Here is a 19,913-nt window from a genome sequence, read left to right on the forward strand (position 1 = left end):
GCGACTCGGTTCGTGAGCAGGTGGCTGTTAGATGCTAGGAGTGAAGAGTTGGAAGGTAGCAGCTAATAGTTTGTAGTCTGTCCGATGCTCTAATAGTATCGCCTTAGCCTAATAGAAACCCCGCTTTGCAAGTCTGATGCAGACTTTGGCAAGGCGGGGTTTTTGAAATGAAGTATGCGGTTCCCTACAGTGCGACCTTAACCTTCTCGCGCCGCTTGTAATAGACCCAGTACTCGAAGCCAATCTCCTTCAGCCGTGCAGCTACCTGATTGCGCTGGTCGGCCACGCGGGCAGGAAGATGGGCATCGGAGCCGAAGCTGACCTCCACGCCGAAGTGCAGGGCCCGCTCCAGAATCTCATCGGAAGGGTACCAGCCGCCGCACAGCTTGGTGCCGCCGGAGGTGTTGATCTCGATGGCCGGGCCGCATTCGCCGATCACGCGCAAGGCTTCGTCAATCTCCTTGGGAGCAGCGATCCCGGAGAAGGGCGGATAATTGCCTTTCATGGCATCGATATGGCCGAGAATCTGGAAGATGCCGCTGCGTGCGGATTCGGCAATCAGCCGGTAGTACTCGGCCTTGGAGGCAAGCATCTGCCCGGGGTCCAGTCCCTTCCAGCGGCCCTGGTTGAAGATACTGACCTCTTCAACATGATGTACGGAGCCGATTACATAATCGAACGGGTATGCGGCGTAGGTCTTGCGGTACAGCTCCGCATGCTCCGGGAAGAAGTCGGATTCCATGCCGAGCAGGACATCGATGCGGCCTTCGTATTCTTTTTGCAGCGATAACACTTCCTCCACATAGTGGACCAGCTCGGACTTGGCCATGGCAATGCGCGGAAAAGCCTGCTCGGACGGGCTTCCGAAGTAAGGCGAATGATCGGAAATACCGATGACATCCAGCCCCGCCGCTATTCCGGCTTCAATATAATCCCGGATCGTGCCGTCAGCATGGCCGCAGCGGAAATGATGGGTATGCAGGTCGAACTTCATAATGGAACATCTCCTTAGGCTAATATGGCAAAATAGGGTGCAGGTTACTCTGAGCCGATGAACTGGGTCTCGGGCATTCCCTTAAGGTCGCTCAGGAACTGTCTCATCGCAGAGTTGACATACTTGCCGGACTTGGTGATGACACCTACAGGATGGGTAACCTCAAGCTCAATGATCGGGACGATGCGCAGGGTTCCGCTCCTGACCTCGGCAGTGACCGATTGCTTGGAGATGACCGCCGCTCCCAGATCAAGCTCGACCATCCGCTTCACTTCCTCGCTGCTGGTCAGCTCCATAATCACCAGCGGCTGAATACCGTGCCTTGCCAGCACCTCGTCGACAAATTTCCGGCCGACGGTATCCGGTGAGAGCAGGATGAGCGGGATGGTGCCCAGTGCCTCGATCCCGGCTGTTTTGACCTGGGCCAGCGGATGGCGGGGCGAAACAACCAGTTCGAAAGTATCATAATACAGGACCGAGGTCGTCATTCCCGGATTGCGGCCGATCAGATAGCCGATGCCGACATCCACAATCCCGTTCTCGACTTGCTGGTAGATCTGGGAGGAGGACATGGATGAGATCGAGGTTTTGATATGAGGGAACTGATCCTGGAAATAGGAGAGCACCCGGGGGAGAATCTGGATGGCGATGGAGGTGGTCGTACCGAGAATAATATGCCCTTGGGGATTCTCTTCGAGATCGGCAAGGCGCTGCTTAAGCTCATCTACGATTCCAACAATCTGTTCCGCGTGGGCGAGGAAGACCTTGCCCCTGTCCGTCAGCGTCACCGGCTGATTCCGGTCAACAAGCTGGGTTTTGAACTCTTCCTCCAGGCTTTTGATCTGGGCCGAGACTGCCGGCTGCGTCAGGTTGAGCAGCTCGCCCGCCTTGCGGAAGCTCATGGTTTTGGAGATGGTGATCAGTGTTTCGAGCTGGCTGATATTCATGGACTGTCCCCCTTATGGCTACCGGATGGTGCCGCCGTATATTTGTACAAACAGGGAAAGCCGCAGCTTTCCGGAGGGCATATGTGCACATGCAAGCTTCCAGAATTAGAGTCTGCAAGCCGCGGATTCTGACAAAGTAGACAGGTACAAGGGTCGCTGTGAGTGCTGCACTCGGAGGGTGTGACGCCGCAGATCTTACGTTTATTGATTAAATTATAGGAGATTCCTCCCGGGAGGGCAATGTTGCGGTCCAAACTATCTTCATAAATCATTCGAGCAGACCATTAATTTTTGGTGAATAATGCCGATATATGAAGTATAATAAATCATTATTGCTTAGGACTTTTGGTATATGACTAAAGACTGGTCGAGGGGGACAGCACTTTCATGAAAGCAGAAGTAATCAATCCGTTTTTAGAGTCTGCGCGCATTGTTATTGAACAGGTGATCCAAGTCTCGCCATCCACCGGTATGCTTGGGATCAAGGATATTGAACTGATCGATGATCATATATGGATTCAAGTGGGAATGACAGGTCAGCTCAGCGGGGATATTATCTTCGGGATTGCCGAGCAGGTAGCGCTGAAGATCGTGTCTGCCATGATGGGCGGCTATGTGATAACAGAAATGGATGAGATGGGCCAGAGCGCCATTTCCGAGCTGGGCAATATGATCAGCGGCAATGCCAGTACTATTCTCTCCAATCAGGGGGTGTCGGTAGACATTACCCCGCCGAAGCTGATGAAGTCCGAGAGCATGACTGTTCTGCCGCGCAAAGCGCTGAGTATTCCGCTTGTGATGGAAGGCATTGGGGAGCTTGATATTCAGGTAATGATCTCTTAGGCGGATAATCGGGAGTTGAATCTATTCCATGGCATTACAAGGCAAGATTGTGGTAATTACAGGAGCTTCGAGCGGGATTGGCGCGCTTACGGCGCAGATGCTCAGCGGGCAAGGGGCGATTCCCGTTCTTCTGGCCCGGTCCAGGGACAAGCTGCAGGCGGTTGCGGCGGGCATCCAGGGGGAGCATGGGCTGTTCGTCTGTGATGTGACCGATGAGGCGGCGGTGAAGCGTACCTTTACGGAGATCCTGGAGCAATACGGCAGAATTGATATTCTGCTCAATAATGCCGGTTACGGCAGGTTTGCGGCTTTTACAGAGATGGAGTCTGAAGAGTTCGCTGATATGATGGATGTTAACTATATGGGAATTGTGCGCTGTACCAAGGCTGTCGTTCCTCATATGCTTACGCGCGGCAGCGGTCAGATCGTGAATGTGGCCTCCATGGCCGGCAAAATCGGAACCGCACGCTCAGTGTCCTACACGGCCACCAAGCATGCCGTTCTCGGCTTCACCAATGCGCTCCGGCAGGAGCTGCGGAGGAGCGGGATTATTGTCTCGGCTGTGAACCCCGGCCCCATCGCGACCGAATTCTTCAAGACCGCCGACCCTTCCGGTAATTATGAACGAAGCGTAAGCCGGATCATGATGACGCCGCAGCATGTGTCCGCGAAGATCGTCAAGCTGATGGATAAGGGTAAAGAGGAAGTGGACCTGCCCGCTCTGGCAGGCTTCGGCATCCGGCTCTATGGCCTGTTCCCGCGGCTGGCAGACAAGCTGACCTATAACCTGATGAACAGAAAATGAATAAATTGTAGCTTCGATGTATGGCGTGAAGGCTTGTCCCCCTTTGGTATACAGGATGGTAAGACCGTTTAAATACGGCCCCAGCTTAGATTTTATGGCCTTCCATTTGGTGGAGAGGCCTTTTTGGCATATAATGAACATATTATCTTAAGTGAAAAGGATGAAACCCTATTATGAATAAAGCTTCTTTTGCGGCTATCGGCATCCAGGAAGACCTTGCTGCCCGGTTGTCTGAATTCGGCATCACCGAACCATCCCCTGTACAGGAGCAGACGATTCCGCTTCTGCTGGAAGGAAGAGATGTTCTGGCCGCATCCCAGACAGGAACAGGCAAGACACTGGCTTATCTGCTGCCGCTGCTGCAAGGGATTAACCCGGATTCGAAAGCGGTGCAAAAGCTGGTGCTGGCCCCAACCCAGGAACTGGCGATGCAGATTCTCCGTGAAGCAGAGCGCTACGGGGCACACCGGGGCATCCGGGCCATAGGGCTGATCGGCGGGGCGGCGATTAAGCGCCAGATTGACAAGCTGCGGGAGCATCCGCATCTGGTGGTAGGCACCCCGGGACGCATCCGTGAGCTGATCGGGCTGCGCAAGCTCAAGATGCATGAGGTGAGCACGATTATTCTCGATGAGGCGGATCAGATGTTCCAGCTTAGCGGCGCGGGCGAAGTGACGAAGATCGTCAGCAGCGCGCTGCGTACGCGGCAGCTGGTTATGCTGTCGGCTACGATTGGACCGGAGACCCGTCTGCTGGCGAACCGGGAGATGAAGAATCCGGCGGAGGTCGGCATCGATCCCGGCATGATGACTGCCCAGAGCCTGGAGCACCACTATGTGGTGTGCGAGGAGCGGAACAAGATCGATATGCTGCGCCGGGTGATCCGCCACTATAAGCCGGACCGGGCCATTGTCTTCGTGAATGCGACCGACGACATCGCTGAAGTAACGGCGAAGCTGAACCACCTGGGCCTTCCGGCCGCAGCGCTGTACGGCGATGCCGACAAGGTGACGCGCGCAAACGTGCTGACCCGCTTCCGGGACGGCAAGCTTAAGGTTCTGGTCGCCAGTGATGTAGCGGCGCGGGGCCTGGACATTGAGAATCTGACGCTTGTCGTCAGCTTCGATCCGGCCTTTGACTCCGAGCACTATGTCCACCGTGCCGGACGGACCGGGCGCATGGGCAAACGCGGCTTATCCGTAACGATCGTTACGGAGCAGCAGACGTTCATCATGCGCAAATTCGCCCGCGAGCTGGATATCCAGCTGGACGAGCGGGAGATGGCCTTCGGCAAGGCGCTGGCGGAAGGCGAACGCGCCGAGCTGCGCAGCGGCGGCGTGAAGGAGCGCCGCGAAGGGGCTGAACCACGCGGCGGCATTGCAGCGCCGCGCACCGGCAAGCCGCAGGTGCGCAGCGAGGCGGCTGGAACAGCAGCCGGAGGGACGGGCGGCGACGCTCCGGCAGGCCAGCCGGGGCTAGCTACCGGCGGCAGTGGCGTTACGGTGCGGCGCGAGCAGCACCGACCGGGAGTGAGCGCCGGCACGCGCAGCGCGGCGGGGCCGGGGGGCAAGGCCCGCAGCCAGGCGGAGCGGGAGCAGAACCGCAAGAATAAGGGAGCCCCGAAATGGCTCAAGAACAAAACCCCGAGAGGTGACGGTCAATGAATACAGCTCCCGTATTGGAAATTACGGGCCTCAGCGGAGGCTACAGCCTGAACAAGCCGGTGCTGCATGACATCGGCCTGCAGGTGCAGCCCGGTGAGATGGTTGGGTTAATCGGACTGAACGGTGCGGGCAAGAGCACTACAATGAAGCATATCCTGGGGCTGATGTCCCCGCATAAGGGTGAGATTACGGTACAGGGGAAGACGCGCAGCAGCGATCCCGGGAGCTACCACAGTGCGCTGTCCTTCGTGCCGGAATCCCCTCTGCTCTATGAGGAAATGACGGTTCGTGAGCATGTGGAATTCACGGCCAGAGCATATGGCGTGGAGCACAGTGATTATGAATCACGCACCAGCCAGCTGGCTGCACTCTTCAATATGGAGGACAAGATGGATACCTTGTCCTCTCATCTGTCTAAGGGAATGAAGCAGAAGGTGATGATCATGTGCGCGTTCGTAGCGCGCCCGGCCCTGTATGTGATCGACGAGCCGTTCCTCGGCCTTGACCCGCTGGGTATCCGCTCTCTGCTGGATTTCATGCTGGACCTGAAGAAGTCCGGAGCTTCAATTCTGCTCAGCTCGCATATTCTCTCCACGATTGAGAACTATTGTGACCGGTTCATTGTGCTGCATGGCGGCAAAGTGATTGCGGAGGGAACGCTGGCCGAGATGACCGCGAAGGCCGGGCGGCAGGGCTTGAATTTGGAGCAGCTGTTCTACGAGCTGGTTCAGGGAGGGAAATGATATGGATTTGAAGGAGCTGCGCCAGCAGCGGCGCAGCCGGTTCACAGGCAGCCTGATCCCTTATGCCGGATATATCATTCAGAGCGGGGTAGCCATGGTGTTCCTGCTGGTGTTGATTATGTTCTCCGCCTGGTATACAGCGCTGCTGCGCGATATTCCCTCTGGCATACCGATCCGCTGGATTATGTTCGTCCTGCTGGTGCCTGCGGCGGTGCACAGCAGCTTCCGGACGTATCTGCAGACCCCGGATACGATCTTCCTGCTGCCGCAGGGCCACCGGATGAGAGAGTATTTCGCCCCGTCCTGGGTCAGCGGCAATGTGTGGAAGATTCTGCGCATGGCCTTCATCCTCATTACATTATGGCCGCTGTACATACGCACCGAGGAGTCACCCCGGGGACTGCTGGCTACCCTGCTGGTGCTGATTCTGGTCAAGCTGTTATCCAGCTACGGGTTATGGCGGGAGACGGCGATGCTCTCCCGCCCCGCTGCGGCAGGTTATAACTTGTTGCGTTGGGCAGTAGGTGGTCTAATGGTTGCCGCATGGTTATGGCAGCCGTCCATGCGCGCCCTGATCTTCATCCTGATTCTGGCCGCAGCCTATGTGGCCGCACTGGCTGTTCCAGGACGGCATGCTGTTCCGTGGGAACGCCTAATCACTATGGAAAAGAATCAGGGGACCCGGGCGCTGATGGTCCTTGGCTGGTTCGTCGATGTTCCGGGACGCGAGCAGCGGGTCTATGCCCGCCGTTATCTGTCGCGTTGGGGCAGCGGGCTGAGCTGGCAGCGGGATTCCGCCTACCGGTTCCTCTTGACCAAAAGCTTCGCCCGGGGGGATGTCTTCGGCATCGTCCTGCGGATGGCTGTGCTGGATCTGTTCCTGGTCTGGATGATGAAGGACAGCTACCTCGGCAGCGGCATCTATGTATTCTTCCTCTTCCTGATGGGCATTCAGCTGACGGCACTGCGCAAGCTGCACAGCGAATCGTTCTGGCTGACCGTCTACCCGCTGCCGGAGGGCAGCAAGGGCAAGGGAACGATCCAGTTTGTATTCCGGGCCCATCTGGTCCTGGCGCTGCTGACCGGATTGCCGCTCCTGCTTCAGGCCGGGCAGCGGCCGTTGGAAGTGCTGGCTACCTTCGCCTGCGGATTCCTGCTGGCGTATCTGTTCAAGGTCAACTCCACCCGCAAGGAAGCGCGTATGGATGAAGACGACCTGTAGACACCCGCAAGCGGGTGTGCTTATCACAAATGGCCTCAGGCTCTCGCGGATGCGGAGTCTGAGGCCATTTTCAGAAGCAAAGAATGTATGCAAGGGAATTCCCTCTTCATATCAGCTGGAGCAGGGAATGCTATAACACGTGGATCGGAGAGAGCGCGCAGCTCCCTCCAGGGGACTCACTCCCTGTTAGACAAAGAGTGAACGGCTGATGATAACCAGCAGGATAAAGAGAACCAGAATCGCTCCAGTGCTTGTGAACCCGCCGCCGTATCCGTATCCGCCTCTAACTTCTTCGCTCATTGTTCATTCCCCTTTCGCGTGTGAGTGTGTTGTACTTGAGTACATCGTATTGTATGTGCGGAGGGAAGAACGTGTATAGGCCAATGCCGTAGCCACGGGCAAAAAAAATCAGCCCCGGCCTTCCGGGGCTGACGCAGGTATGCAAAGGGATGCTCAGGCCTTCTCCAAATCACGGACGCCCGCATAGACCAGATCGAACAGATCCTCCAGCTGATCCTCCTCGATACAGGAGAAAGCAATACGCAGGTCACTCTCGCCAAGGGCGATGGTGCCCAGGCCGTAGGTGTGGATCAGGTGGAGCCGCAGATCTTCCGCTGAGACGGTAAAGAGCTTCAGGCACATGAAGTACCCGGAGTTGAACGGATAATAGGTCCACACATCATTACCGTATTTGCCGCTGTCCAGCAGCGACTTCACTTTGTTGGCCCGGCCTTTCATGATCAGGAATTTCTCTTCCTTTTGGGCTGAGAATTCCGGTGCCTTGAGTGCGTCGAGTACGAAGGTCTGCGACGGATGCGCGCCGCTGGAGATGGTAGCCCGGATAATGCCGAGCGTTTTTTGTTCCAGCGCAGCCAGCAGCTCCTTGTTCTCCGAAGCGTAGGTGATGAAGCCGACGCGGAAGCCCCAGACGAATTCTTCCTTGGTGGCTCCGTCAATCTTGACCGCCAGCACGCGCGGATGCAGATTCGCCAGCTTGCCGAACAGGGATTCCTTGAGTGAATCCTCGAAAAAGAGTCCGAAATAAGCGTCGTCGCTCACCACTACCACATTAATGCCTTCTTCGGCAGCACGCAGGATAGCGGCAACAATGGCCTCGCCTTCTGCAAGGCCTGGCGTATATCCGGTTGGATTATTCGGGAAGTTAAGCAGGACGATGGCTTTGCCGCGGTCCTTCTGGGCCAGCAGGGCATCCAGCAGGCCTTCGCTGTTGAAGCTCATGTCCTCCGTGAAGAGCGGGTAATTCACGGTTTCGGTCAGCCGGCGGATGCCGAAGGTCAGCTCGTAGTTCTCCCAGTTTTTGTCCGGATAAATGACGGCATCTCCTTGCTCTGCGAACAGATCGGCAACGATGCTAAGCCCGTGGGTCAGCGCATTCGTGACGATTGGATTACTGAAAGACTTGCCTTCAAGCGACGGATTCTCACGCAGCATCTTCTCCCGCCAGACGGAGCGGAGCTCCGGCTTGCCTGCTGGAGGCGCATAACCGTACAGGTCTTTGGGACTGTAGGCGGAGAGCTTATCCTGGATTACGCCAAGGTGCATCGGCAACCCGTTCTCGGTAGCAATCCCGATGGTGGCGTTATACTTTTTAGCATGAGCCGTTGCCTCTGCGGATTGGCTCAGAATCCCCTCTTTGGGGAAATAGATTGCTTTACCGAGACTCGAGAGCATATCGTATACATGTTCATTGCCTGCCTTGATGCTGTCATTCAATTGTCCAGCCAGTGGATTCATCAGTTTCATCCTTCCGGTATTCTTCTGGGATATATACGTTAACATTGCCTAACATTATAACACCGTGGATTGCCGCCGTCACTGAGTAATGCGGTGATTTGATAAATAGTTTTGGAATCCGGCGGCGGTCTGCTCCATTGCGGCATGCGGAAGATGTACAAACAGGAACCGGACAAGGTATTATGAAAAGTAAGCTTACGCTACATTTATAGGAGGGAACGATATGCTTCATGCATCGCCATCCTCTTTTGTCATCCTCCCGGCTCTGGCGAAGATTGTCTGTGAACCGGGCTGGAAATGGCAAAAAAGAGAGAAGCCGCTGCAAAACTATGACTTGTTCTATGTCTGGAGTGGAGAGGGTACGGTTGTGCGTAGCGGCGTGCCCTATCAGGTAGGGAAGGGAAGCTGCTTCCTGTTCCGGCCGGGGGATTATACCAGTGCCACACATAATCCGCAGAAACCGCTTGTCATTACATATATTCACTTCGATGTGACGGAGGAGGTCACAGAGCTGCCGGCCCCTTACCATGAGCTGACGGAGACGGTGGAGTTCGAGCATCTGCTGGCCCGTTATGTCCGGCTGTTCCTGGTGCAGACTTATGCGGCGGAGGAGGAGGGGCGTCTGATTCTGAAGCAGCTCATGATTCATCTGCTGCGCCAGGATCAGGCAAGGCCGGTCGAGCGCCATGTCAGCAACCAGCTGGCGGAGGTGATCCACGAGGTCGCCAACTATGTCAGCCAGCATCCCGGGGCGGCGCACCGGGTAGAGGATCTGGCCGCCCGGGCGGGGTTGTCCCCGCGTTACTTCTCAATCAAGTTCAAGGAGATCACCGGCTCCTCGGTCCAGTCCTATGTGATCCGTGCACGGATCGAACGGGCGCAGCATCTGCTGCTGTATGCGGGCATGAACGTCACGGAGGTGGCGGATGCGCTCGGCTACCGGGACATCTTCTTTTTCAGCCGCCAATTCAAGCAGCACACCGGGAAAAGTCCTTCGGAGATCCGCTGAAGCGGCGGGGAGTATCGTGCTGAGTGTGGTATAGGTACTTCGGGTGTTAGATGTGCTGTGTGTGCTGTGTATGCTGAGTCCGTTTGCCCTGCGTGATCTGGCAGAATAGCTGAAATAGCGGCTTCCCAGTCCGCGAGTCAGGCCTGAAGTTGAAGCGCACACTGCACTGTGACACAATAAAGGAAAGCACAGCAAAATATATACACGGGAGAAGGAGCATACTTATGTACGAAATCGTTCTGATACGGCATGGTGAGAGTGAATACAACCGGCAGAATCTGTTTACGGGCTGGAGTGATCCCGATCTGACGGAGAAGGGCGTGGAGGAGGCCAAGAAAGCGGGCCAGCTGCTGAAGGAGAACGGATACACCTTCGATCTTGCATTCGCTTCGGTGCTGAAGCGTTCGATCAAGACGCTGAACTATGTGCTGGATGAGATGGACCTGCTGTGGATTCCGGTGCAGAAGTCGTGGAAGCTGAATGAGCGCCATTACGGTGCGCTGCAGGGCCTCAGCAAGAGCGAGACCGCGCTGAAATACGGCGAGGAGCAGCTCCACATCTGGCGGCGCAGCCTCTCGGTCCGGCCTCCGCAGCTGGAGTCGGATGATCCGCGTTATGCCAGACATGATGTCCGTTATAAGGAAGTGCGGCCAGGCGACATTCCGCACGGCGAGAGTCTGGAGGATACCGTGCACCGGGTTGGAGATTTTTGGACCAACCGGATTGTGCCGCTCATCCGCAAGAAGGAGCGGGTCCTGATCTCGGCGCACGGCAACACGCTGCGGGCCCTGATCAAGTATATGGAGGATATCGACGAGACCGCACTGCTGGATCTAAATATCCCGACCGGCGTTCCGCTGGTCTACAAGCTCGACGACGATGTGAAGCCGATCAGCCGCTTCTACCTCGGCGAACCGGAAGAGGTGCAGCAGAAAGCCCGCGACGTTGCGAACCAGAGTAAGGTTACGGAGTAAGGCGGCTTTAATGCTGAACTTCCGAGAAATGATCGGCAATGTGCATGGCGAAATACCGGTCATATTCATCCTTGCTCAGCTCACCGAAGATCAGATGGGGGGCGAGCGGACCCTGGTAAGCCTGGAAGGTGTCAATGGCCTGCCGCAGCAGCTCCATTCCTTCCTTGGCCGTTCCTGAAGTCTTGAGCTTTGCCCCACCCGGCACATGGGCAGTCAGGTTGTGCTTCATGAAGCCCTGCTTCAGAAATTTTCGGATAACTACCCGCCCGATCGTGTTTCTCACCAGCTTGGGCTTCAGTTGAGGATAGCCCGTCATAGAATACTCAATAGTCTGGGCGCAGTGCGCCAGAATCTCGTAGAGAGGCCACTGGCTGGTCGGAATATCCTCATTACCCTCCAGCTGTAGCAGCTCTTTCTTCACCTCATCCAGTGATGCTAATTGTAAGGTACTCATCCTATTTTCCTCCTTCTTGCCGATTCTCTGGCATCATCTCAAGATCTTTCGAACCCACTTCACCCTGTCGCCATAAGGCGGGAACAAGAATGAAATGTCTATTTTCGTGCTCTTGCTGAGCACGCTCTTCGTGTGGGAGAACAGGTCGAAGCTGTATTTCCCGTGATAGGCGCCGATTCCGGCATGGCCCACTCCACCGAAGGGCAGATGTGGATTGGCCACATGGCTGATAGTGTCATTGACACAACCTCCGCCAAAGGATACGCGGCTGAGCACTTCCTGCCGTACATGGGAGTCTTCGGTGAATAGATATAGCGCGAGCGGCTTGGCCCGGTCATTCACCTGTTTAATGGCCTCATCCAATTGCGTATAACCGATAACGGGCAGAATCGGGCCAAAGAGCTCATCCTGCATGGCAGCGTCAGACCAGGAGGCTTGATCCAGCAGCGTAGGCTCGATATAGAGCTCCTCCTTGACGGTGTGGCCGCCGGCGTATACCTTTGCCCGGTCCGCTTCGAGAATGCCAGCCAGCCGCTCGAATTGGCGCTCGTTCACGATCCGGCCATAGTCTGGGCTCAGCCGGGGATCTGCTCCGAAGAAGTCGGTCAGGACGGTCTTCATCTTATCAAGAAGCGGTTCCCTAATCTCTTCATGAGCCAGAACATAGTCAGGGGCGATACAGGTCTGTCCAGCATTCATCATCTTCCCCCAGAGAATCCGCTTGGCGGCAACCTCCAGATTGGCCGTCCGGTCCACAATAGCCGGACTCTTGCCGCCTAATTCTAAGGTCAAGGGAACCAGGTTGCGGGCGGCCGCCTCCATGACGATCTTGCCCACCGGCACGCTCCCGGTGAAGAAGATGTAGTCGAAGGGAGCGTGAATTAACAATGAGGTGGTTTCCTTCTCGCCCTCGACTACACTAATATAGTCCTTGTCGAAGGTTTCCTCGATCAGCTTCTTGATTACTGCTGCAACGGCCGGGGTATTCTCCGAAGGCTTCAGAACGGCTGTGTTGCCGGCCGCGATCGCTCCAATTAGCGGTTCAATTAACAGCTGGAACGGGTAGTTGAACGGCCCGACGATCAGAACGGTACCATAAGGCTCCTTGTGTATGTGGCTCTTGGACAGGCCGTGAAAGTAAGGCGTCTTGACCTTCTTCGGCGTCATCCACCGCTTAAGCTGTTTTTTTGTGTTTCGAATGCTGTCCAGCGTGAAGCCAATCTCTGTCGAGTAGGCCTCAAATTCGCTTTTGTGGAGATCCTGATAGAGAGCCGATAACAGATCCGGCTCGTACCGCCGGATCGCGTCCGACAAATTCTGAAGCTGTTCCTGACGAAATTTCGCGCTAAGAGTGTAGCCGCTGCGGAATTTCTTGCGATGCTCCTGCAAAAGATCTGCGACCTGCTCTTGCTTCCACTGTTTCATATGCTCCTCCTTATATTGGATAATGGTTTAGAGACAATCCTGCTCCAGGGCGGTTAATAATCTTCTTAACAGATCCACCGACTCCTGCATGGATAGCTCATAATAGCGTTGAGTGCCTGCTTGCTCGACCGTGACAACCCCTGCAGTTTTCAGCAGCTTGAGATGATGGGAGACCGCCGGACGCGATAGGGTCAGCTGCTCTGTAATTTCATTAACTGTCCTCCGGCCACTCTCGGAGAGATAGAGCAGAATATCCTGCCGGTGCGGGTCGCTTAGGACTTGAAGAATCGGCAGGCTTTCCCGGAAAATCGCAATTGCCTGTTTGCTCAATGTGGTCATCTCCTTTGCTTTATGATTAAATGTTTAAACATTTGGACCATTTGATGATTCTTAGGATACTCCTTTTTTTTCTCATAATCAAGTAGTGGATTCAATCCTACAGTTCACCAGCTTTGCCATGAGTATCTGGCGTTATGCATTATTAGATGTGTTAAATGTGTTAAATGTGTTAGATGTACAGTGTGTGCCAGGTGCACCATATGCACCATATGTGCTATGCGGACCGTGAGGAGCCTATTTAGCGAAAAAGGCACTTATTCCCCCCGCTGCGGACTCAGGGGCCGTTATCTGGCTGATTGGAACTGAAATAGAGTAGTATAGGCAAACTTAAGAGCATCTGAGTCCGCTTACCCTGCGTGATCTGACAGAATAGCTGAAATAGCGGCTTCCTAGTCCGCAAGACAGACCTGAAGTTGAAGTGTACACTGCTCTGTGACAAGTTAAAGAAAAGCACAGCAAAATATACACGGGACACGGGAGAAGGAGCATACTTATGTACGAAATAGTCCTGATACGACATGGAGAGAGTGAATATTACCGGCAGAATCTGTTTACGGGCTGGAGTGATCCCGATCTGACGGGGAAGGGCGTTGAAGAGGCGAAGAAGGCGGGCAAGCTGCTGAAGGATGCCGGTTATACGTTTGACCTGGCGTTTGCCTCGGTGCTGAAGCCTTCGATCAAGACGCTGAACTATGTGCTGGATGAGATGGACCTGCTGTGGATTCCGGTGCAGAAATCGTGGAAGCTGAATGAGCGTCATTATGGTGCACTACAGGGTCTCAGCAAACGTGAAACGGTACAGCAGAAAGCCCGCGAGGTGGCGAATCAGAGCAAGGTTACGGAGTAACCGTAGGCAATAAGCCCAGCTCGGGGTAAAAAAAATTTGAATGTGAAAATAATTAAGGGAGTATTCCAGCCAGTATATGGGGTTGGGGTACTCCCTTTTTTGACATTTGTGTGACTTGCGTTTGTTAATAAATAGGGTTAAGGGGCTAATAAATTACAATAGCCAGCAGCTAATGACACGTGTCTAAAGTATTATCTTTTATCTTATTGCATTATTCGACATCAATATACAAAAAAGAACAAAAATAATTATTGTTGAAACTTTAGTAAAAGAATACGCTATTTAAGCGTGGAATTTAGGTGGAAATTTATTTAATAGGAGGAAATTTTTTGAAGAGGATAGCCAAAATATTTTTAGTTTTATCTATCTTGTTTGGTAATGTGATCCAGATGTCAGGCTATGCCACTGCTAGCGGGGCTACTAAAGGTGACAAACTCACAGAGAATAAGCCAACGCTCGAAACTGGTGATTTGATTTCTTCGGTATCGAAGGAAACTAAGGACGCAGTGAGTGAAATATTATCGTCGATGACAGTAACACAGGATACTTACAGTAAAAATATGAGAGGGAAATACATAGTCAGCTTGAAGGAGAATTACCAGGTAAATGTATCTAGTGTAGTTTACAGTGTATATGGAGAGAAATACGAGTTAGGTCTCAAGAATAGTGCACTAGACCTGAGTCCCTTAGCAGAGATGAGAAAACAGCAATACGATCAAGATCTTGCGCAAAAAGTTAATTTATATCATGTGAAGGATCTGGAAAGTGCTAATGCTCTGTATATGGAGTTGCATCCCGAGGAAGTCAATCAGTTGCTTGCAAATCCAATGGTTGCTTCAGTAGAAGAAGATAAACCAATACAAATTGCAGAGCAGAGAACACTTACCAAGGTAGAAGAGCAGCCAATTAAGGAATCTTCGCAAACCATTCCTTGGGGAATTCATTCGACAGGTTCATATATAACCAGAGAAGCAGTGGGTGCAGGTGATGGACAGATCAAAGTGGCAGTCTTTGATACGGGGATATCTAGCCATCCGGATCTGAATCTTGCTGGTGGGATTAGTTATGTAGAATCTGCGGATAGTTATGAGGATGATAAGGGGCATGGAACACATATCGCAGGTACTATTGCCGCATTGGATAATTCCTTTGGAGTAGTAGGTACAGCACCGAATGCTGAGCTATATGCAGTAAAGGTAGCCGACTCTTCTGGCGACGGATATACTAGCTCGGTTATTCAGGGTATTGAATGGGCTATTGATCATAAGATCAATATCATTAATATGAGTTTTGTATCTGCGCAGTATAGTGAAATGCTGCACAAAGCCATTCAAAAGGCGACATCCGCTGGTATTATTATTGTTGCTGCAGCAGGAAATAACGGTTCCGGGGAAGACACCGTGCAATATCCCGCTAGATATCCTGAAGTTATTGCTGTCGGTGCGATAGAATCATCACACCATCGTACGGACTTCTCAGCTACAGGCGATGAACTGGATATTTTAGCACCGGGTTTTGGAGTAATGAGTACAACAATGAATGGAGAGTATGGTGTTTCCTCGGGAACATCCAACGCCGCAGCGCATGTCACGGGTGCTGTTGCATTATTGTGGTCTCACCATCCATCGCTGAACGGGCAGGAAGTTATTGATAAGTTATACGAAGCGGCAACCCCGCTCGAAACATCACATGAAGCTGGTCATGGAATTATAAATATTGCAAAGGCAGAAGGAATTATTAAAGGATCGATTGCTCCATTATCTGAAGAAAATCTATCAGGACTTAATACGATCATGCCTTCTATTCCAGATAGTGAAATAGGAATAGCCTCTTACGACCCTAAGAATGACGGTGCCTCTATCCATCCTGGGGATTCGGTTACAGTCTCCCTAAAGCTGGAAGGAGATGAGCATGGGGAGAACCCGCATCAAAAGGTTGAGGTGGAAGTTACTTCTGCCTCCAATCCGCTTCAGGTCATTGCAAGTAAAACGATAACTGGAGTGGCACTGGATAAGGATATTCCCTACACTTGGCAGACTTCTTCATCCACACCTACCGGTACGTATAAAATCAAATACAAATTTCCTGCTGTACCCTCAGGGTTATATGATTATCAATTTACAATTTATGTGACTGAAGCAGGCATAGGGCAAGATACTTTTGAACCTAATGATACCTTTATAACTGCAAAAAATGTATTTCCTAAAAATAGTTATGTTTCTTACATTTCTTCTGCCAGTGATGTGGATTATTACAAACTGACAGCTGAAGAGACAGGACAAATCCCTATCGGATTGACCATTCCATCTACAGTTGACTATGAACTTGATATATATACTGCTTCCGGACTTCCCGTATGGAGCTCCTCCAATGGCACTGGTGTGGCAGAGCATGTAGATTTACAAATTACCAAAAATGAAGTGTATTACCTTAAGATTACTGGCTTCAGCGGCCAATTTAGCAACTCACCGTATACGTTGACTTTGGGATCTATTGAGGCTCAACCGTTTGCAGTCCCTACTGGTCTGAAAACGGTAGCCTATGCTAATAGCATAAAGCTTTCCTGGGATGCGATGCCTGAGGCAACGCTCTATAAACTCCGGATTAACGGGGTGGAGAAGAGTACCTCTAACGTCAATTCATATACATTTTTAAACTTGGTGTCTTCACAAGGATATCTCCTAGAAGTAGCCGCAGTTTATCCTAAAGGCAGCAGCGCCTATGCTTCAGTTCAGGCTTCAACTACCTTGCCAGAACTAATTGTGTATCAGCCGCAGGATGTAAACCAGGCCTCTCTCAGCACACAGCTGTTCAGCTTCAAACCGGCTACCACCGGAGTGTACCGGATTTTCACTAGTCCGTATCAAGGTAACGGTTCTGTAGTGGATACCGAACTCTCTATATATAACAATTTACAGCTGGGTAAGCAGCTTGCAGTGAATGATGATACGAATGATACGGTCTTCTCAGAGATCCGAATCAGCCTAATTGGCGGACAGACGTACTATGTCAAAGTAAATGGTTTTGATACAACTGCTTTGCGTACTAGAGTTACTGCAGATGTCATCAGCTCAAGCATTCCTTACATTCAGCAGGATCATCCGGTAGATATTAATGAACAGGCCGGGAGCAGTAATGTATATGTCTTCGTTCCAGGAAATACTGGTAGATTCCGAATAAACACTAACCGTTACGGAGGAAGTGCTAGTTCAAAGGCTAACGATACGAATCTATCTGTATATGCGAGTGTAGAGATGGAAGAACCTATTACCGGTGGTCATAACGATGATAAATCAGACTCCGTGTTCTCGGAGGTGACTGTTAATCTTAGCGCTGGTGTTCCATACTATATTCGTGTAAATGAAGCAAATGGCGGTAAAACTTATGCACGGCTGCTGGTGACTTCAGCTGGACAAACTGCCTTTACCGTACTGAAAAGCGGGACATCCATTGATTTATCCAAGGCAAGTGGAGAGGAAGCCTATCTGCAGTTTACACCTGCATCAACAGGCAAATATCGTTTCTTTACTTCCAATTATCAGGCGACTTCGCAGTTAAATGATACTGAAATAGCCTTGTATTCTGATTCTGACTTAACAACATTGCTGAATGCGAATGATGATGCTACAGATTACAGGCCCTACGGAGAGCATTTCTCTAAGCTAGAAATGACTCTAACTGCCGGCGTCACCTACTACGTTGCTGTAAGCAGCTTTGGTTCGGTAAATGGATTACAGACAAGGTTTACAGTCGAGAATATGGAACATAGCAGTCCGGGTACTGCAGCAAGTCTTCCATTTGGGGAGATGGTAACTACAGATTCACACGGTGCTCCGCTCGCAATTTCGTCTTTATACGATACGGATTACTACAAAATAGATTTGACTGCCCCAGATCAGGTCAGCTTGTATCTATCTCAGGGTGATGGCACCATTGAGGATGCCTACGGGAATATCAGGGGATACTTCAGTGCCGATGGGCAGATGTCATTTGACCTGGCTGCAGGAACATATTATCTGAAGGTTCAGAGTGGTTGGGAAGGCCCGGCTTGGGGTTTCTCCAAATTTGAGTATGAGCTATCAGCGGATATTAATGTTATTGAGTACACTAAGGGCGAAAGTGAGTTCTTGTCTACCTTACGTGCGCTGAAAGCAAGCGCAGTGAAAAGCTTCGATGCTACGCCTGGCAGTAAAGGTTCTGTTAAAGTCCAGTATAAAAATAAGGTGAATAATACTAACCTTAAAGTAGAGATTAGAACAGCCAATCTGGCAAATGGGTTAAGTGTTTATGAATATACCACGGGAGGAAGTTTCAACAAGGATACACTAACCGATATTACCTGGAATGGATCAGTTGATCCCAATTTACCTAATAAATATTGGTATGCAAATTATGCAGAGTCGATCTCTGGAACGCCTCAATACTGGGCGAAGGATGGTTTGTATAAGATTTTTGTATCACGCTTGGAAGGAAGTAAGAAGAAACAAACCCAGGAATTCTTAGTACAGGTAATTAACGATCCCTTAAACGGATTAAATATTATTCCCCTGCCCCCAACTATTGAAAAGGGGAAAAAGATCACTTCAAAAACGAATACTTGTAAGGCATGTAAAAACTATTTTGAGCGTTATATTTTGCATCCCAATGATCATGGTTATGAATTGACGTATGGAACATGGTTTGCTGAAGTTTACGGGATGACAGGTATTCAGCAATTCTCTGCTGGCGCATTAGCTTTAGTTACTTGTAGTGAAGGTAATGCAAAAGAGCGATTACAATGTACCTTAAATAATATCGGGATGATACCGATATTGGGTGAAGGTGCTGATGCCATTAATGGCGTGATTTACTTTGTCAATGGCGATTATCTTGATGCTTTATTGTCGGCCGGAGCGGTCGTTCCGTTCATAGGGAATTTTGTAACAGCAGGAAAGAAAATATCATATACCGCGACTAAACGTGTTGAACTTGTCTTTAAAATGAACCCTTGCGGGTGCGTTCCTGAAGGAACTGAGATCATTACAAAAGATGGGCCTAAGCCGATAGAAAAGGTTCAAATTGGCGATCTTGTTTTAGCGAAGGATACAGATACCGGCAAGCAAGCATATAAACCTGTTGTCAATTTATTTAGCAGAGAAAATGCTGAGATTTATAATCTTGGAGTTCAAGGTAAAACAGTTCAAAGCACAGGTAACCATCCATTCTGGGTGATAGGAAAAGGCTGGGTAACCGCTGATGAGTTAGCTTCAGGGGATTTATTAGAGACGCAAACAGGCGATACAGTTGTTTTGGAGTCTGTTGCATTAAGCGATAAAGAATCTAGAGTTTTCAATTTTGAAGTTGAGGGTTATCACACTTATTATGTTTCAGAACTAGGTCTTTTAACGCATAATACAATAGCCGCTTGTGAATTATCTAATTATGCTAATGTAGTACCTAATAGATTATCTAAACGCACTACTGGAGGTAACTCAACAATTCTAAATGCAGAATTAAAGGCTGCTACTAAAATAATAAAAGAGCTTTATTGGGAAGCACATCATATAGTTCCAGCAAAAGAACCGTCAAAAGCAGCAAAAGAGGCAAGAGATATTCTGGCAAGTGTTAATATTGATATTAATTCTTCCGCGAATGGAGTCTATTTGCCTCCTGCAAAGTTAAAGTCATCCCCGTCTACTCTATCACTAGATGATGGAAAGTACTTAGTCTCTACTCATAATACAGATCATGCTGAGGATTACTTCGAGACCGTAAGAGACGCATTATTGCCTGTCAAGAAAATTAAAGATTCTAAAGAGGCGCAATTGATGGCAATTGAAATACTAAATAGTCTTAGAGAATCAATGCTAACCGGGCAATTAAAATTATTTAAGGAAATAGAAAGATAAGGTG

Annotated in this window: 16 protein-coding genes; 9 read left to right on the forward strand and 7 right to left on the reverse strand. The window is 51.1% G+C overall.

Annotation, left to right across the window (positions count from 1 at the left end; all coding sequences use genetic code 11):
- Positions 1 to 184 precede the first annotated feature (184 nt).
- Both MKX63_RS10630 and MKX63_RS10635 read right to left on the reverse strand, forming a co-directional pair.
- Complete coding sequence (locus MKX63_RS10630; RefSeq protein WP_341016950.1) at positions 185 to 994, reverse strand: histidinol-phosphatase; 810 nt, start codon at positions 992 to 994, stop codon at positions 185 to 187.
- A 44-nt stretch (positions 995 to 1,038) separates the two neighbouring features.
- Complete coding sequence (locus MKX63_RS10635) at positions 1,039 to 1,941, reverse strand: LysR family transcriptional regulator (RefSeq protein WP_036701586.1); 903 nt, start codon at positions 1,939 to 1,941, stop codon at positions 1,039 to 1,041.
- A 387-nt stretch (positions 1,942 to 2,328) separates the two neighbouring features.
- On the opposite strand from MKX63_RS10635, the gene MKX63_RS10640 reads away from it, so the two are divergent.
- The 5 genes from MKX63_RS10640 (at position 2,329) to MKX63_RS10660 (ending at position 7,218) form a co-directional block, all read left to right on the forward strand.
- Positions 2,329 to 2,784, forward strand: coding sequence for a chemotaxis protein CheX (locus MKX63_RS10640; RefSeq protein ID WP_341016951.1), 456 nt, complete (start codon positions 2,329 to 2,331; stop codon positions 2,782 to 2,784).
- Between the two features lie 28 nt (positions 2,785 to 2,812).
- On the forward strand, positions 2,813 to 3,589 hold the full coding sequence (locus MKX63_RS10645; protein ID WP_341016953.1) for an SDR family NAD(P)-dependent oxidoreductase: 777 nt from the start codon (positions 2,813 to 2,815) through the stop codon (positions 3,587 to 3,589).
- Between the two features lie 173 nt (positions 3,590 to 3,762).
- Positions 3,763 to 5,253: a DEAD/DEAH box helicase gene (locus MKX63_RS10650; protein WP_341016954.1), complete on the forward strand. Its 1,491-nt coding sequence runs from the start codon at positions 3,763 to 3,765 to the stop codon at positions 5,251 to 5,253.
- Positions 5,250 to 5,996, forward strand: coding sequence for an ABC transporter ATP-binding protein (locus tag MKX63_RS10655; RefSeq protein WP_341016956.1), 747 nt, complete (start codon positions 5,250 to 5,252; stop codon positions 5,994 to 5,996). Before MKX63_RS10650 ends, MKX63_RS10655 begins: the two co-directional genes overlap by 4 nt.
- Position 5,997: 1 nt before the next feature.
- Positions 5,998 to 7,218: an ABC transporter permease gene (locus MKX63_RS10660; protein WP_341016958.1), complete on the forward strand. Its 1,221-nt coding sequence runs from the start codon at positions 5,998 to 6,000 to the stop codon at positions 7,216 to 7,218.
- Between the two features lie 186 nt (positions 7,219 to 7,404).
- On the opposite strand, the gene MKX63_RS10665 is transcribed toward MKX63_RS10660, so the two are convergent.
- Both MKX63_RS10665 and MKX63_RS10670 read right to left on the reverse strand, forming a co-directional pair.
- The gene (locus MKX63_RS10665; RefSeq protein WP_209875980.1) at positions 7,405 to 7,518 is read right to left on the reverse strand and encodes a YjcZ family sporulation protein; all 114 of its coding nucleotides are present in this window, start codon (positions 7,516 to 7,518) and stop codon (positions 7,405 to 7,407) included.
- Between the two features lie 153 nt (positions 7,519 to 7,671).
- Complete coding sequence (locus MKX63_RS10670; protein ID WP_341016959.1) at positions 7,672 to 8,973, reverse strand: aminotransferase class I/II-fold pyridoxal phosphate-dependent enzyme; 1,302 nt, start codon at positions 8,971 to 8,973, stop codon at positions 7,672 to 7,674.
- A 223-nt stretch (positions 8,974 to 9,196) separates the two neighbouring features.
- On the opposite strand from MKX63_RS10670, the gene MKX63_RS10675 reads away from it, so the two are divergent.
- Entirely contained in the window at positions 9,197 to 9,982 is a 786-nt protein-coding gene (locus MKX63_RS10675; protein ID WP_341016960.1) for an AraC family transcriptional regulator, read from the forward strand.
- Positions 9,983 to 10,206: 224 nt separating this feature from the next.
- Entirely contained in the window at positions 10,207 to 10,956 is a 750-nt protein-coding gene (gene gpmA / locus MKX63_RS10680; RefSeq protein ID WP_341016961.1) for a 2,3-diphosphoglycerate-dependent phosphoglycerate mutase, read from the forward strand.
- A 7-nt stretch (positions 10,957 to 10,963) separates the two neighbouring features.
- Here gpmA and MKX63_RS10685 read toward each other — a convergent pair whose 3' ends face one another.
- Genes MKX63_RS10685 through MKX63_RS10695 form a run of 3 tightly spaced genes read right to left on the reverse strand, consistent with a single transcriptional unit; the run spans position 10,964 to position 13,165 of the window.
- Positions 10,964 to 11,410 carry a DUF1569 domain-containing protein gene (locus MKX63_RS10685; protein WP_341016962.1) on the reverse strand — a complete coding sequence of 149 codons (447 nt, stop codon included), beginning with the start codon at positions 11,408 to 11,410 and terminating at the stop codon, positions 10,964 to 10,966.
- A 33-nt stretch (positions 11,411 to 11,443) separates the two neighbouring features.
- Complete coding sequence (locus tag MKX63_RS10690) at positions 11,444 to 12,835, reverse strand: aldehyde dehydrogenase (protein ID WP_341016964.1); 1,392 nt, start codon at positions 12,833 to 12,835, stop codon at positions 11,444 to 11,446.
- Between the two features lie 27 nt (positions 12,836 to 12,862).
- Positions 12,863 to 13,165, reverse strand: a complete 303-nt coding sequence (locus MKX63_RS10695) for an ArsR/SmtB family transcription factor (RefSeq protein ID WP_341016967.1) — start codon at positions 13,163 to 13,165, stop codon at positions 12,863 to 12,865.
- 502 nt (positions 13,166 to 13,667) lie between these two features.
- On the opposite strand from MKX63_RS10695, the gene MKX63_RS10700 reads away from it, so the two are divergent.
- Together MKX63_RS10700 and MKX63_RS10705 are read left to right on the forward strand one after the other, a co-directional pair.
- Positions 13,668 to 14,021 carry a 2,3-bisphosphoglycerate-dependent phosphoglycerate mutase gene (locus tag MKX63_RS10700; RefSeq protein ID WP_341016968.1) on the forward strand — a complete coding sequence of 118 codons (354 nt, stop codon included), beginning with the start codon at positions 13,668 to 13,670 and terminating at the stop codon, positions 14,019 to 14,021.
- Positions 14,022 to 14,320: 299 nt separating this feature from the next.
- Positions 14,321 to 19,909 carry a S8 family serine peptidase gene (locus MKX63_RS10705; RefSeq protein WP_341016970.1) on the forward strand — a complete coding sequence of 1,863 codons (5,589 nt, stop codon included), beginning with the start codon at positions 14,321 to 14,323 and terminating at the stop codon, positions 19,907 to 19,909.
- Positions 19,910 to 19,913 lie beyond the last annotated feature (4 nt).

This window comes from Paenibacillus sp. FSL R7-0179 (assembly GCF_038002265.1).
GTDB lineage: Bacteria > Bacillota > Bacilli > Paenibacillales > Paenibacillaceae > Paenibacillus_AQ.

Coding starts and splice junctions, on each gene's coding strand:
- MKX63_RS10640 (WP_341016951.1), top strand. CDS start 2,329: ATGAAAGCAGAAGTAATCAATCCGTTTTTAGAGTCTGCGCGCATTGTT.
- MKX63_RS10645 (WP_341016953.1), top strand. CDS start 2,813: ATGGCATTACAAGGCAAGATTGTGGTAATTACAGGAGCTTCGAGCGGG.
- MKX63_RS10635 (WP_036701586.1), bottom strand. CDS start 1,941: ATGAATATCAGCCAGCTCGAAACACTGATCACCATCTCCAAAACCATG.
- MKX63_RS10650 (WP_341016954.1), top strand. CDS start 3,763: ATGAATAAAGCTTCTTTTGCGGCTATCGGCATCCAGGAAGACCTTGCT.
- MKX63_RS10700 (WP_341016968.1), top strand. CDS start 13,668: ATGTACGAAATAGTCCTGATACGACATGGAGAGAGTGAATATTACCGG.
- MKX63_RS10690 (WP_341016964.1), bottom strand. CDS start 12,835: ATGAAACAGTGGAAGCAAGAGCAGGTCGCAGATCTTTTGCAGGAGCAT.
- MKX63_RS10655 (WP_341016956.1), top strand. CDS start 5,250: ATGAATACAGCTCCCGTATTGGAAATTACGGGCCTCAGCGGAGGCTAC.
- MKX63_RS10630 (WP_341016950.1), bottom strand. CDS start 994: ATGAAGTTCGACCTGCATACCCATCATTTCCGCTGCGGCCATGCTGAC.
- MKX63_RS10665 (WP_209875980.1), bottom strand. CDS start 7,518: ATGAGCGAAGAAGTTAGAGGCGGATACGGATACGGCGGCGGGTTCACA.
- MKX63_RS10685 (WP_341016962.1), bottom strand. CDS start 11,410: ATGAGTACCTTACAATTAGCATCACTGGATGAGGTGAAGAAAGAGCTG.
- MKX63_RS10670 (WP_341016959.1), bottom strand. CDS start 8,973: ATGAATCCACTGGCTGGACAATTGAATGACAGCATCAAGGCAGGCAAT.
- MKX63_RS10660 (WP_341016958.1), top strand. CDS start 5,998: ATGGATTTGAAGGAGCTGCGCCAGCAGCGGCGCAGCCGGTTCACAGGC.
- gpmA (WP_341016961.1), top strand. CDS start 10,207: ATGTACGAAATCGTTCTGATACGGCATGGTGAGAGTGAATACAACCGG.
- MKX63_RS10675 (WP_341016960.1), top strand. CDS start 9,197: ATGCTTCATGCATCGCCATCCTCTTTTGTCATCCTCCCGGCTCTGGCG.